This is a genomic window from Virgibacillus natechei (genome assembly GCF_026013645.1).
In the GTDB taxonomy this organism is placed as follows: Bacteria; Bacillota; Bacilli; order Bacillales; family Amphibacillaceae; genus Virgibacillus_L; species Virgibacillus_L natechei.
This window is the reverse complement of the sequence record NZ_CP110224.1, coordinates 3675865-3690236: the sequence shown is the minus strand read 5'-3', so window position 1 is coordinate 3690236 and position 14372 is coordinate 3675865. Positions and strand designations below refer to the sequence as shown.

Here is a 14372-nt window from a genome sequence, read left to right as displayed (position 1 = left end):
GGGAGTGTCTCAGCTTAGTGAGACACTCCCCTTTTAAAATTAACGCTTTTCCCCCACAACTTTATCAACCAGCCATTTAACAAAAATACCCATCAGTATGTAAATAGGGGCAGAATACCAATGTTCCCATACAAGTAAAATGTAAATATCTAATGCGACAAAGAGTGGTTCAGCTACGATAACTGCAAACAAAGTTAACAATGTGAGCACAAGTAAATAGGGTTTCCACGCCCTTACGTATTGGTATAATAACATGAAAAATACGGGGACGATGGCGAGATCAACGGGGTATAACTTACTTGTGAAGGGAACGAGGTAGTAGTCATAAGCCCATAAAGCTAATAAAATCCCAATTTCATCAAATGCTAGCGCCATTAAGCTGACCAATAAACCGACAAGCAAGATGGCGTTCAACCTTCTTTTATCCACTAAAAGTGCCCATATCACCCATAAACCAATGCTGACAACTAGTAAAAGCCACCATTGATAAGTAAAAATAATCGTCTCAAAGAAATGCTGTATGTGTAGTTGACCGTATGTTTGTTGTGTTTCAATCATTTCATTCAAACGGAAAACTTCCTTCCCATTTTAACCAATTTTATTTGTGATATAGAACTCTTATGATTTGTGTTTTATATAAAAATATACATGGTTCATTACGATTAGTTGACTCGGATAAAACCATGGTTTGTGGAAACTCTAACTAGAAGGAAGCTAAACGAAAAAAGTATAGGGGGCCTTAAATGAATAATTACACGAATAGAAATACTGCTAGACGGTATGTAGCACATGTTAGTGTTCTGGGTACCACGCAGATTCATTTAAGAAATCCTTATACTATTGCTTGGTGGAGTGCGGCTTTTCCGGGATTCGGTCATCTTCTTTTATCGAAATACCTTCGCGGGTTTGTATTATTTATTTGGGAAGTGATTGTTAATATACAGTCGAATGTTAACTGGGCTATCATTTATTCGTTTCAAGGTAACATTGATATGGCAATTGATGTACTGGATACGAGGTGGCTTTTAGTATATTTGCCTGTGTATTTTTTTGGAATTTGGGATAGTTATCGAACGACGGTAGATATGAATAAGGTGTACATATTGGCAGATCGAGAGGAGCATTCTTTTAATACATTTAGCATTGGGTCTTTGGAAATAAACTACTTGGATAAAAGAAATCCTGTGATGGCAGCTATATGGTCACTATTTGTACCTGGACTTGGACAACTTTATATTCATCGTATTGTTACAGCCTTTTTTATAATTTCCTGGGTGGTTATCTTCTTTTATTTTTCACATATTTTGGAAGCGGTCGTTTTATTATATCTAGGAGAAGTTCAACAGGCCACTTCTGTTTTAAATGGTCAATGGTTCCTCATGTTACCTTCAACATACGGTTTTGCCATTTATGATGCTTACATGAATACGGTTGAAAATAATAAGCTTTATGAAAGAGAACAACGGAGATTTTTAAAGGACAATTACCAAAATCCAGATTTTAGAATCCTAAAAGGACAAAAAGTGAAGTGATAAATATGCAATTATATTCAACGTTTGATAATGATATTTACTTAGAAATGGCTATATCAACCTTGGAAAAAAAGGGAGTTAACAAAGAAAGTATCTATGCAGTACCACTGGATAATCGAACGGAAGAGCGCAGGTTATTTGATACCATACATACTGCAGATGGTACGACACTAATCGATATTGGAGTGGCACTTGGAACAGCGCTTTCCGTTGTCGGAGCCAGTATAGGATTCGAATTAGCATGGGGACCAATTTTTTGGGGACTTATTTTTGGGTTTATTGGATTTATGATAGGGTTTGCCATTCGACTGTTAACAGAAAAAGTTTTTAAAAAACGAAAAAGACTTTCAAGAGGAAAATCCCCTGAAGTCATTTTAATTGTTGATTGTGAAGAAATACAAGGTGAGTTAATAGAAAATATACTTTGGGAGCATCTTGCGCTGGGTGTTGCGAAGGTGAAGTGACATAAGGATTCTTTCTAATTAGCAACCCACTTATCAATGTGGTTAACTTTTTTACTAGGGAGTATAAAGGTTGCTTATTGTTAAGGTGAAAAAGTAGATTTAGTGGCAAATGGTAAGGTAATAGTAGCTGGTCTACATCCTTTATGCAATTTAGAAGGAGCTGTTGAGGCGGTAGAATCAATTGTTTTCCCGCAACAATTTCGGAATCTCTATTTGGATTTGCCGCTGCATGGCTAGGGAAGGGTATCCACCCACTACTATTGTAAAAATATCGATATCCAGAGGTAATCTACTGGAAACATCTGGATATCGATAATGATTAGTGCTAGTTCCACCACATCTCTCCAACGGATTCTTTGACCATAACGGGTTTTAAGTTTTCGACCGCTTTTGTAAAGCCTTCATCAATCGACATTAGTCCATCCTCATGTTCAATACTCACGGCATGATCATAATTCATTAATCGTAATGTGCTGATAATATCTGCCCAAGTCTTTGTGTCATGTCCGAAACCGACCGTTCTGAAATACCATGCGCGGTTATGCATTTCTTCGTAATCAGTCATATCAGTCAGCCCATTTCTATTCATATTTTGTTGGTCAATAATCGTATCTTTTGCATGAAAATGGTGAATCGCATTTTCACGTCCAAGTATTTTAATGGACTCTACTGGATCTATTCCTTGCCACCACATATGGCTTGGGTCTAGATTTGCTCCAATCGCTGGCCCACATGCCTCGCGTAGTCGTAACATCGTAGCTGGCGTATGGACAGAAAATCCACCATGAAGTTCTAAGCCGATTTTTACATTATGTGCTTCTGCTAGATCGTTTTTTTCTTTCCAATATGGAATTAGTTTCTTTTCCCATTGCCACTTTAGTACTTCTTGAAAATCATGAGGCCAAGGGCTGACAGGCCAGTTCGGATATAGAGCTCCTTCATGGTCACCTGGACAACCAGAAAATGTATTAACCACAGATACACCTAATTTGGATGCAAGTCGTATGGTTTTATCCAACAGTTCATCTGCTGGTTGAGCAATTTTATTTTGTGGGTGAAGCGCATTTGCATGACAACTTAGTGCACTTATCATTAATCCATGTTCATCAACTTTTTGCTTAAATTGCTGTAAAGCATTGTCATCATTTAGTAGTTCATCCACTTTGCAGTGAGCATCGCCTGGGAAACCTCCCGTACCTAATTCAACGGCCTCTAATCCTTTTGAAGAAACATAGCGTAACATATCATCAAGTTGTTTATCAGCGAATAGTACTGTAAAAACTCCTAATTTCAATTTTAGAAACCCCCTTCATTATAATAATCAGAAAATAAAGTCTTGTAATCCATTACATTATTAACAATATATAACTTAGTGTATTAAATCAACCATTTACTTAAATATTTTTCATGTATTGACAGATAAATAAGAATATATTATCATTATAATGTAATCGATTACAAAAAGGGTGTTTAATGGTTTATAGAGAGAAGGACATAAAAACATGGCAAATATACAGCAGGTTGCAAGAGAAGCAGGTGTTTCCGTCGCAACAGTCTCAAGAGTCTTAAATGAACAAGATACCGTAACAACCAAAACAAGGATAAAAGTAGAAGATGCGATAAAAAAGATGAATTATGAGCCGAGCATGCTTGGTAGAAATTTGCGAAATTCAGAAAGCAGAATACTTTTGATACTAATACCGAAGATATCAAATCCATTTTATTTTGAAATAATTAAAGGGATTGAAAGTACAGCATTAAGCCATAATTATAACATTCTTTTATGTGAGACAGATTCAAATCCAGCAAGGGAGAATATATACTTTGACTTAGTCAAAAAGAAAATGGCTGATGGAATTATATCAATGGATCCGGCTGTAAATATGGAGACGTTGACCGAGTTGTCCAAAACACATGCCATCATTCAGTGTAGTGAATATGCCCCTAATAGTGGAATCCCTTATGTGACGATTGATAATGAAGAGGCAGCCTACCGGGCTGTGAAGCATTTAATTAGTATAGGTCATGAGAAAATTGCATTAATGAATTCAGATGATAAGTTTTTATATGCAAGGCAACGAAAAAAGGGATACCAAAAAGCATTAGAAGAGCATTCTATTTCAATAAATGAAGATTATGTTTGCCGTGCGGATGAACTTGGTTTTGAGTATGGACAGCATGCAATGAAGAAGATATTAAGCCTTAAGGACCGTCCAACTGCGGTTTTTGCTGTATCTGATTTATTGGCAATTGGAGCATTGAAAGAAATCAATAGCAATGGATTGCAAGTACCAAATGATATAGCAATTGTAGGGTTTGATAAGATTGATTTTTCCAACATGACACATCCTACCTTGACGACCATTGGGCAACCGATGTATCAGATGGGTACGATAGCTGCAAAGATGCTAATGAATAAGATAAAAGGTGAAACAGTAGAGAGTGTTGTGCTTGAGCACGAGTTGGTAATTCGCGAATCAACCTCAGGATAAATACAACTAAGATTAGCGCTCTGTTATTAAAATAGTAAACTGGTTTAATAGTAGAGCGCTGGCCTTAGATGTAAATGTAATCGATTACATTCGAGGGGAGCTTTTTTACAAAAAACAAAGGGGTGAAGTTTTTGAAGAAACTATTAGTTTTGAGTATAGCGGTGATGACGGCATTAATTTTGACCGCTTGTGGTGACGAAGATGCGAGTGGGGACGGCAATTTGACAATAGGAATTTCCCTGCCATCAGCTACACATGGATGGATGGGGGCATTGATTGACAATGCCGAAAATCAAGCGCAGGAAATTCAGGAAAATGAAGGTATTGATTATGTCATGACTAATGCGGAAGATCCAAATTCACAAGCAAACGATGTGGATGATCTAATTAATCAGGATGTAGATGTTATTGTTCTGCTTCCAATTGAATCTGCGGCATTATCGCCAGTTGGCCAGAATGTAAAAGATGCAGGTATTCCGTTGGTAGTGGTTGACCGTGAGCTTGAAAATGATGCTGCTGATGTTGTGGTAAAAGGTGACAATGAAGGTATTGGGATAAATGCTGGGGAGTATTTTGTTGATCAGTTAAATGGTAACGGAAAAGTTGTAGAAATTACAGGTCCACCTAACTCCGTGACTGAACAACGTGGTTCAGGTTTTCAAGAAGCAATGGATGGAGAAGATGGTTTAGAAATTGTGGCTTCTCAAGATGGGGATTTCTCAACAGAGACATCGTTAGAAGTGATGGAAAATATTTTGCAATCACAACCGGAAATTGATGCTGTATTCACACAGGATGATGGTATGGCTGTAGGAGTTGTGCAAGCTATTAATGAAGCAGGACGTGAAGATATTCAATTTGTAACAGGTGCTGGGGGTGGCAAAGATATCTTTGAAGACATCCAAGATGGTGGTTTGATTTCAGCGACATTCCTTTACTCGCCGGCTATGATTGAAGATGGTATAAAGGTTGCTGCTGATATAGCTGATGGATCAGATCCAGAAGAGGAAGAAGTTATATTGGAAGCTACTGAAGTAAATTCGGACAATGTTGATGAACACTATGATCCAGATTCGAAATTCTAATTAGATTAAGGAAATGCAATAGGGAAAGCAGTTATTGCATTTCCCCTTTTATTAAAAGGAGAGGCTATGTTATGTCTACAAATCCATTTATGAAAATGGAGTCAATAAATAAGTCATTTAACGGTGTCCCGGTCCTTAACGATGTATCACTTCAGGTGGAGTATGGGGAAATACATGCTTTGCTTGGTGAAAATGGTGCAGGGAAATCGACATTAATGAACATACTCGGTGGCGTTATTGAATCAGATAAAGGCAAGATTTCAATTGATGGAAATGAAGTAAAAATGACGAACCCGAGGGTGTCTCAAAAGTATGGTGTTAGTTTTATCCATCAGGAATTAAATGTGGTTTCTGATCTGCGGGTCTATGAGAATATGTTTCTCGGCTTCGAATTGCGAAATAAACTAGGGATAGTTAGAGAAGAGGAAATGTGCAAGCAGACGAATGAAATTCTAGCAACATTAGGTGTGGATATTGACCCTAAAGAGTATGTTCGTGAACTGGATACTTCCTATAAACAATTGATTGAAATTTCAAAAGCACTACTACATAAATCTACGCTTATTATCATGGATGAACCCACGTCTGCACTGGCTGAGCATGAGGTAGAACGTTTATTCGGATTAATGAAAAACCTCAAGGGTTCTGGTATATCTGTCATTTATATCTCCCATAAATTGAAGGAAATAGAGGAAGTTTGTGACCGTTATACAGTGCTACGCGATGGGCAGGTCGTTGGGACTGGGGATATGAAGGAGCAAAGTCTGGATGCACTCACGAAGCTTATGGTTGGAAAATCCATATCAGAGGAACGCTTTGTTCAGGATCATGTATTTGGACCCGTAGCATTAGAGGTTAAAAACCTTTCAAGTGAAGGGTTGTTTAAAAATATTAATTTCACCGTTCATAAAGGGGAAATCTTAGGATTCACTGGATTAGCTGGTGATGGGAGAACCGAACTTTTCGAAAGTCTATTTGGTTATCGAAATCGATACACTGGTGAGGTAAAAATCAATGATCAAATTGCAAAAATAAATCACCCGAAGAAAGCGTTAAAAGCGGGTGTCGGTCTCGTACCAAAAGATAGAAAAGAAAATGCAATTATTAAAGATATAAGTGTTATTCACAATATGAGCTTATCTTCTATGGGGAACTTTGAAAAATCAGGTCTTCTCCAGGGTAAAGTTGAGCGTAAGAAATTTGATTATTACCAGAAAATGCTAAACATTAAAGTCCATAACCCACAGGTTACAATTGACAAGCTAAGCGGGGGAAACCAGCAGAAAGTGGTTATCGCAAAATGGCTTGAGGTCAATACAGATATTATTATCTTTGATAACCCTACCCAGGGAATTGATGTTGGAGCGAAACGGGAGATATATCAACATATCGTTTCGTTGGCGGAACAAGGCAAGGCGGTTATTATTCTATCCTCAGAAGCTCCAGAAGTACGAAAGATCTGTCATCGAATAAATGTGATGTATCAAGGGGAAGTAACTGCAAGATTTAATGGTGAAGATGCAACCGAGGATGAGATTATGAGTTACGCAACAGGTTCAAAAAAGGAGGGCGAGAACATTGCCGAATACACAACCTAAACCATCAGAGGAACGTAAAAAGAAATCTTTTATGAGCAGCCGCCTTTCTTGGTTATGGTCAGAATATAGTGTCGTGATTGCATTCTTAATTATTTATATAGTGGCATCAGTTATGAGTCCCAGATTTCTGGATATCGGTAACCAGATGAATATATTAATGCAAGTTTCCATCATAGGAATCATTGCATTAGGCATGACAGTTATTATGCTTTCAGGGGGAATTGATTTATCTGTTGGTTCTGTCCTGGCTTTAGTGGGTGTCATAATGGTTATCGCCTTAAATGCTACAGGAAATATTTTGGTAGCACTTTTAACGGCATTTATTGTAGGGTCATTTGCAGGATTATTAAATGGCTTAATGGTCGCCAAAGGGAGAATTGCCTCATTTATTGCCACGTTAGGGATGATGGCGGCAGCAAGATCCATTGCCTTGTATATTGCTGATGGTGGAAGTATGTCTGGTGAGGTAGAAGATTTTAGCGCTATTGCAAATAATGACTTATGGGGTATCCGATATCCAATTATAGTTTTCGTAGTAATGACAGTGTTTGTATATATATTAATGCATAAGACGCGTTTCGGACGTTATGTATATGCAATTGGGAGTAATGAGAAAGCTGCTCTCTTGTCAGGAATACGAGTGGATCGCGTGAAATTGGGTGTTTATGGTTTAGCTGGTTTACTCGTAAGTGTGGCTGCTATTGTCGAAACATCTCGTTTGAACTCCATTTCTTCATCCAGCTCTGGAATGGCCTATGAGCTAGATGCGATTGCCGCTGTCATTATTGGTGGTACTAGAATGACTGGAGGACGAGGTAAGATTATCGGGACGGTATTTGGTGTACTCATATTAGGAATTCTAAATAACATGATGAATCTAATGAATGTTTCTCCACACCTTCAAGGGTTTGTGAAAGGGTTAATTATAGTCATTGCGGTTTTATTCCAAAAAAGAGTATAGGAGGGGTCTAATTGGATATAAAAGCTGGTATCATCGGATGTGGGTCTATCGCCAAGTTTCGCCATGCACCCGAATATAGAGCGAATCCATATGTGAGTGAAATTGTTTTTTATGACAGGAATTTAGAACGGGCAGAAGAACTGGCAACTCTATTTGGTGGAAGCGTGGCAAAAAGTGTTGATAAATTATTGGCTGATCCGGAAATTGAGGTTATCAGTGATTGTTCATCAAATGAAAACCATCACCTATTTTCAACGAAGGCATTGAAAAGTGGAAAGCATGTCTTGTGCGAAAAGCCTATATCATTGACGATTGAACACGCAAATCAAGTAGTGGATGCACAAAAGGAATCAGGCAGAAAATTAATGGTTGATCATAATCAGCGATTCACCCGTGCGCATCAAAAAGCGAAGGAAATAATTGAAAATAAAGAACTTGGAAATGTGCTCACGTTTCAAACCACTTTTGGTCATCAGGGGCCAGAGTATTGGGGGGTGAATAAAACAAATTCAACATGGTTCTTTAAGAAAGATAGGTCAGGATTTGGTGTAGTTGGTGATTTGGGTATTCATAAGTTGGATCTAATACATTATTTATTAGATGATCAGATTGAGCAAGTAAGTGCCTTTCAAGCGGCTTTAGACAAAGTTGATGAAAATGGTGAACCTATAGAAGTATGCGATAACGTTGTCTGTAGTTTAAAGACCAATCAAGGGCGCCTAGGTACAGCTTCCTTTTCATGGACCTATTACGGTCAAGAAGACAATAGCACGATTATCTACTGTGAAAAGGGTATACTAAAAATCTATCATAATTCTACTTATCAATTAGAAGTGTTCACCAAAGATGGTGAACAGATTAACTATAAATTGGAATCGATCCAAACGAACGATTCCCAGACAAACACAGGTGTAATCGATGCTTTTATTGATTGTGTACGTCTTGATACAGAACCAATTGTGTCTGGACAGGATGCGTTACTTTCGTTAAAAGTGATCCTGGGCGTGATGGAAGCGGCAGAAACCAATAAAGTTGTTACTATTTAAACTCAAATAACCTTCATTTTTAGAATTAAATCAATTAGTGGAAGGAAGTTATAAAAGTGTTTTTCAATTAAAGAAATGTTTCTCGATAAATTGGATGGTTTGAAGTATTAACAACAGAAAGCTACTGACATTTCCTTAGAAGCAATAAAGGAAGGACTTGTAGCACCTTTATACCAAGGAGTTTCGATGCATTAAAATTATCATTGGGCAGGATTTTTCATTCCATATCTATTTGTTTACAATGCGGCTATGTTAATGATCGATACAACAGATATAGCGGTTACTGCGACGGAATTCTCACCGGTGATGGAAATAATTATAATTGCTATTACGTCTCTGGTCGGAATTATTGGACTTAGCTCAGCCTTAGAAGGCTTCCTTAAGACGAATTTACATGCTGTCTCACGAAACCCTAGGTGCTGGAGCGTTCATGCTGATTATACCGGAGACCATTACGGATGGAATAGGAATCATTATTGTACTATTGATAGTTGCAATGAAAAATAAGAAAAGAATGTCAACTGTTGCATAAAATAGTAGTTACCTTACCTGCCGAACAGTATCTCCTCATACTGTTCGGTTTTCTTCATCTTAAAAATCTTTTTCGCGATTTCTCCTCAGACAAACCCAATCTTTGCTATAATTGTTGCATGTATTGGAGTGATTTATATGCTTAAGGTCATGAAGGCAATAATTCATATCGCAGTATTATACGTCATTTATGAACTAGGTAGTTGGATACAGCGTGCGTTTGATCTTTTAATACCTGGAAGTGTGATTGGAATGGTTCTCCTTTTTATTTTATTGATGACTGGGATAGTAAAGGTCACGTGGGTTGAGGAAGGTGCGCGATTTTTTATCAATCACTTAACATTGTTTTACATCCCTGTCACGGTTGGGATCATCAATTATTTTTATTTGTTTGCTGGTTGGGGATTTCTGCTTGTTATTATTGCTTTGGTGAGTACAATGATGGTCATGGCTACGTCAGGTTATATTACGCAGTTGCTCGTTCGCACGAAGGAGTTGGACCATGATTGATTTTCTAATTGGATTAGCGGCAATTGGTGGTACGGTATCTATTTATCTCGTATTACGACTCCTACATATAAAATGGGGATATACGTTTACGATGCCGGCTATTACAGGAACAATTGTCATTGTGGTGATTTTACTTATCTTTAATATACCTTATGAAACATACATGATTGGCGGCGATTGGATCAATCAATTGCTTGGCCCTGCGGTAGTAGCATTAGCTTATCCGCTTTATCGGCATTACGAAACATTGAAGAAGTTAACGGTGCCAATTCTCAGTGGAACGAGTGTCGGAGCAGTTGTAGGCGTCTCTACAGGTGTGTTACTTGCAAAGTGGGCGGGGTTTGAAGAAGAAATCATTTACTCACTGACACCCAAAAATGCAACTACCCCGGTAGCGATGGACATTTCAGGTACGTTAGAGGGATCAGAATCACTGGCTGCTATATTTGTTATGATTGCTGGTATCGGTGGGGTCTTTGTTAGTTCATTTGTTTTCAAGTATTGCGGAATTACGCACTACCTTGGGCGAGGTGTTGGCTTAGGAAGTGCTAGTCACGGAATTGGAACAGCATCAGCAATAGAGCGCAGTCACCTGGAAGGTTCGGTGAGCACGATCGCCATGGTGGTAAGTGCAGTAACGGTCTCGATTATTGCACCGTGGCTCGTGATGTTGTTGATGTAAGGATATGAAAGAAACCTGTATCAACGTATATGTGATACAGGCTTCTCTGATGACATAGGAAACTATAGAATTTAAACGCTGGGGATAACTTATATACTGGAGTAGCTACGTCCAGCTCCAGCGCCCAGCAACTAGCGCGACTTCCTTCACCTCCGTACGATAAAGAAGACTTACTGATTGCCAAGCCGGCAGGCGTAGGCAGAAGTAAAGTCGCACTTATACCCTTGTGGTGAAAGTCAACATCGGCTCACTAGGCTTAAGGAAGGCCGACTAAAACCGGGCTTGCGCTCAGGCGTCGGCATACCCCTATGAAGGGGCATGTTTCCTTTTCGCTTTCCAAGCATAAGATTCACTTTGACTTTCGCCACTACTGGCGATAAGTCAAGTTCATCTAATCTCATTGCGGAGTGGAAGTTCAACTAAAACCGCCACTTTGCGTGGCAACGTTGAACCACCCGCGATGCGCGGGCGCAGTCCGTACGTTGCTAAACGGGCGCTTGCGCTTTTGTTCTTACCTTCTGTCGAAATCTTCTGGGTCTACATCTAGATACTCGGAGTTAAAAGGGTGTGTCTCTTTAGAAGCTTCTGTTTGTGCTTCAAGGTTACGATTTGGTGTTCTTTCATTTTTATGCGCATCATCGAATTCGTTTTGAACATATTTATGAAAGAAATATTCAAATACGCCTATTCCAATCGCAGCAATTAATGAAGCCGTAAACCATTCCATTCCAGTTGTGAGCCCGACACCCATAAAATAAATGACCAGAAAGGCAAATACAAAATCGCCAATGGTTCCAAGCGTATTATTTAATCGAGGCAATAGAAAGGCATCACCAATATAACTGAGACTTAGTACTAATGTGATGAGAAAGACGCTACCAAAGGTCACGCCGTAACCAAAACTGAGTATTAGATACAATAAGAGCAAGGATCCAATAAACTTAACGGCGAATAATCTAAAATGATTCAATTAATACTCCTCCTTTAGGTTTATAATTTACAGAATCTCTATCCGTATACATCTATTCTGTAACTATTCAGAGGAAAATCGTATTAATCCGTGCTAACATAAGCGTCTTCTATCCCGATGTTTTGAAGTGTCGTGACATGTCTTTTTGCATTTTCAAGTGTTGAGAATGCTCCTGCTTGAACACGATACCATTGCTCACGAGAAGCAGCATGTACAAATGCATCGATGTCTTTCGTTTGCAGGAAATATACGCGGTTTTCTGCGTTATCTTTTGATTTAAAAGAACCAGCAATCACCTTGAAAATTGCGGGAGAATCATCCGAATTACGCTCTAGGTTAAAAGCGCTTGCCAAACCAAATACATGCCCCTTAGCTACTTCCTGACGCCATGACGGATTCATCAATAATGCAGCATCATTCTCGTTATCAATAAATCCATTTTCTGTTAAAAGTGCCGACATGGAAGTTTCGCGTAGAACATGAAAATTTGCCTTTTTCTTTCCTCGGTTGCTCAATTGATTTATTTCTGTGATTTCATTGTGCATAATAGCCTGAAAATCAGCAGTCTGAGAGGAATCGGACAAGCTGCTGTGGATATAGTCCTCATATCCTTGAGCAGAACCATTGAAAGCATTACAATGAATAGATAAAAAATAATCCGCACCCCAAGAGTTAGCCTCGTCTGTCCGTTGAGATAAGGATTTACTGCTGTCATCTGTACGACTCATCCTAATTTCAACGTTTTCATAATCTTGATTCAAAAGCTTGCGTATTCGACGTGCGATATCCAAAACAATATCTTTTTCCTTCATTCCATTACCTTGTCCCCCTGGGTCTGTGCCGCCGTGCCCTGGATCTAAATAAAGTTTCATACATTATTCCCTCCATGTTTTGGTTTCTATTGCGATAAAAGTCAGGTGAAAGAATCCTTACAAACTGTCACCTTTCCTTACAACTACAATCGAAACAAAACAAAATTCTGGGGGTGTTATTTCATGGAGGTTAATCCGTATTAAACCATTCCTCTAGGGTCAATTAGATTTCTCACATCTTCTGTTAGTAACCCTCTTTCTTCAAGCTCTTGTTCTATGGTTATATCTTTATCGTCTGCTGCTCCGCCAATGTCTGAAGCTAAATCGTATCCAAAAAGTGGACTTAAGCCCGTGACCACAGACAGACTTGATTCCATCCAATCCTTGCAGATTACTTCGTTTGCCTCTATGCCGCTGACGCATTTTGTGGTAAGCGTCGGGATAGCGTTGGATAGGATTTCAATTGATTCCAGCAAGGTATGAGCGATTACTGGAGACATCACATTAATTTCCAATTGGCTAGCCATTCCTGCTGTAGCTATTGCTTCTTCGTACCCAATGATTTGGCAACATACCATATGCGTCATCTCTAAGATAGCTGGATTTACTTTACCAGGCATAATCGTTGAGCCAGGTTGAGCATTCGGTAGTGAGATTTCTGTAATTCCTGTTCTGGGGCCTGAGGCCAGCAAACGCAAGTCACTTGTGATTTTTATTAAATGAACGGCAAGTTCTTTTAATGCTAGTATGGAACGAATCGGAGCATTTCTGTTTTGCATATAGCTGAACATGCTTGCTGGTTGGCGGAAAGGGAAATTTGTGCGATTTGCAATTTCTGCAATCACTGTTTGTGGATAATCAGGATGCGTGTTGATAATCGTACCAATTGCATTTCCACCTAAACCAATTTCATAAAATGGATCAAGGGTTGCTTCGATCTGATGATATACAGATTCTATTGTTTGCGCATACCCTGCGAATTCTTGTCCCAATCGGATTGGAACAGCATCGTGTAAGTGGGTTCGGCCACTTTTCAAAATAGGCATAAACGCTTCTGACTTTCTTTCTAGTTCTTTTTGTAAGTTGGAGATAGCTGGAAGAAGTCTGTGCTCCATGTTTTCCAAAGCTGCGATATGAATAGCGGCAGGAAAGGTATCATTGGTTGATTGCGCCATATTTACATGGTCGTTAGCATGTACTTTATAAGATTCTAATGAACCAGTTAAAATTTCGGACGCTCGATTTGCTATGACCTCATTGGCATTCATGTTCTGTGATGTTCCTGCTCCGGCTTGATACACATCAACTACAAAATGATTATCCCATTTTCCTTCTATGACTTCCTCAGAAGCTTGTACAATGGCTTGTCCTATATCACGCTCGAGCATTCCGAGATTCATGTTGGCGGTTGCAGCGGAAGCCTTTATTATCCCCTGTGCTTTAATAAACGATCGTGGTAGGCGCAACCCACTAATCTGGAAATTTTCTACAGCACGCTGCGTTTGAGGCCCATAATAAGCTGTCTTAGGAACTAAAATTCGTCCCATTGGATCTTTTTCGGTACGATATTGCGTAGCAGAGTTCATTTTATATCTCTCCTCTTGAAAAATAGTAGACGCGTCGTATTTTCTTTATATTGTCCATTGCGGGCTTTTGTATAAGAACCTTTATTTGGCAGCATCTATGGCA

15 protein-coding genes are annotated in these 14372 nt (G+C 39.0%); 10 read left to right on the top strand and 5 right to left on the bottom strand.

Annotation, left to right across the window (positions count from 1 at the left end):
* Nucleotides 1-39: 39 nt before the first annotated feature.
* On the bottom strand, nucleotides 40-558 hold the full coding sequence (locus OLD84_RS18430) for a CBO0543 family protein (protein WP_280953316.1): 519 nt from the start codon (nucleotides 556-558) through the stop codon (nucleotides 40-42).
* 185 nt (nucleotides 559-743) lie between these two features.
* On the opposite strand from OLD84_RS18430, the gene OLD84_RS18425 reads away from it, so the two are divergent.
* A complete protein-coding gene (locus OLD84_RS18425) occupies nucleotides 744-1532 on the top strand; it encodes a hypothetical protein (protein WP_209463357.1) in 789 nt (262 codons plus the stop codon).
* A gap of 5 nt (nucleotides 1533-1537) precedes the next feature.
* On the top strand, nucleotides 1538-1996 hold the full coding sequence (locus OLD84_RS18420; protein ID WP_209463358.1) for a hypothetical protein: 459 nt from the start codon (nucleotides 1538-1540) through the stop codon (nucleotides 1994-1996).
* 325 nt (nucleotides 1997-2321) lie between these two features.
* Here the strand turns inward: OLD84_RS18420 and OLD84_RS18415 are convergent, their stop codons facing one another.
* On the bottom strand, nucleotides 2322-3290 hold the full coding sequence (locus OLD84_RS18415; protein ID WP_209463359.1) for a sugar phosphate isomerase/epimerase family protein: 969 nt from the start codon (nucleotides 3288-3290) through the stop codon (nucleotides 2322-2324).
* A gap of 208 nt (nucleotides 3291-3498) precedes the next feature.
* On the opposite strand from OLD84_RS18415, the gene OLD84_RS18410 reads away from it, so the two are divergent.
* The 8 genes from OLD84_RS18410 (at nucleotide 3499) to OLD84_RS18375 (ending at nucleotide 10901) form a co-directional block, all read left to right on the top strand.
* Entirely contained in the window at nucleotides 3499-4488 is a 990-nt protein-coding gene (locus tag OLD84_RS18410; RefSeq protein ID WP_209463360.1) for a LacI family DNA-binding transcriptional regulator, read from the top strand.
* A 122-nt stretch (nucleotides 4489-4610) separates the two neighbouring features.
* Complete coding sequence (locus OLD84_RS18405) at nucleotides 4611-5573, top strand: substrate-binding domain-containing protein (RefSeq protein ID WP_342589360.1); 963 nt, start codon at nucleotides 4611-4613, stop codon at nucleotides 5571-5573.
* A gap of 71 nt (nucleotides 5574-5644) precedes the next feature.
* The gene (locus OLD84_RS18400) at nucleotides 5645-7171 is read left to right on the top strand and encodes a sugar ABC transporter ATP-binding protein (RefSeq protein ID WP_209463361.1); all 1527 of its coding nucleotides are present in this window, start codon (nucleotides 5645-5647) and stop codon (nucleotides 7169-7171) included.
* Entirely contained in the window at nucleotides 7152-8132 is a 981-nt protein-coding gene (locus tag OLD84_RS18395) for an ABC transporter permease (RefSeq protein ID WP_245301584.1), read from the top strand. The genes OLD84_RS18400 and OLD84_RS18395 overlap by 20 nt, the downstream gene beginning before the upstream one ends.
* An 11-nt stretch (nucleotides 8133-8143) precedes the next feature.
* Entirely contained in the window at nucleotides 8144-9178 is a 1035-nt protein-coding gene (locus tag OLD84_RS18390; protein WP_209463362.1) for a Gfo/Idh/MocA family protein, read from the top strand.
* Between the two features lie 394 nt (nucleotides 9179-9572).
* Entirely contained in the window at nucleotides 9573-9710 is a 138-nt protein-coding gene (locus tag OLD84_RS18385; protein ID WP_209463363.1) for a hypothetical protein, read from the top strand.
* 137 nt (nucleotides 9711-9847) lie between these two features.
* Nucleotides 9848-10219, top strand: a complete 372-nt coding sequence (locus OLD84_RS18380; RefSeq protein ID WP_209463364.1) for a CidA/LrgA family protein — start codon at nucleotides 9848-9850, stop codon at nucleotides 10217-10219.
* Nucleotides 10212-10901, top strand: coding sequence for an LrgB family protein (locus tag OLD84_RS18375; RefSeq protein WP_209463365.1), 690 nt, complete (start codon nucleotides 10212-10214; stop codon nucleotides 10899-10901). The genes OLD84_RS18380 and OLD84_RS18375 overlap by 8 nt, the downstream gene beginning before the upstream one ends.
* Nucleotides 10902-11412: 511 nt before the next feature.
* Here OLD84_RS18375 and OLD84_RS18370 read toward each other — a convergent pair.
* The 3 genes from OLD84_RS18370 to OLD84_RS18360 form a co-directional block, all read right to left on the bottom strand.
* Nucleotides 11413-11871, bottom strand: coding sequence for a YndM family protein (locus OLD84_RS18370; RefSeq protein WP_209463366.1), 459 nt, complete (start codon nucleotides 11869-11871; stop codon nucleotides 11413-11415).
* Between the two features lie 83 nt (nucleotides 11872-11954).
* The gene (locus tag OLD84_RS18365; RefSeq protein ID WP_209463367.1) at nucleotides 11955-12743 is read right to left on the bottom strand and encodes an N-acetylmuramoyl-L-alanine amidase; all 789 of its coding nucleotides are present in this window, start codon (nucleotides 12741-12743) and stop codon (nucleotides 11955-11957) included.
* A gap of 140 nt (nucleotides 12744-12883) precedes the next feature.
* Nucleotides 12884-14269, bottom strand: a complete 1386-nt coding sequence (locus OLD84_RS18360; RefSeq protein ID WP_209463368.1) for a class II fumarate hydratase — start codon at nucleotides 14267-14269, stop codon at nucleotides 12884-12886.
* Between the last annotated feature and the right edge of the window lie 103 nt (nucleotides 14270-14372).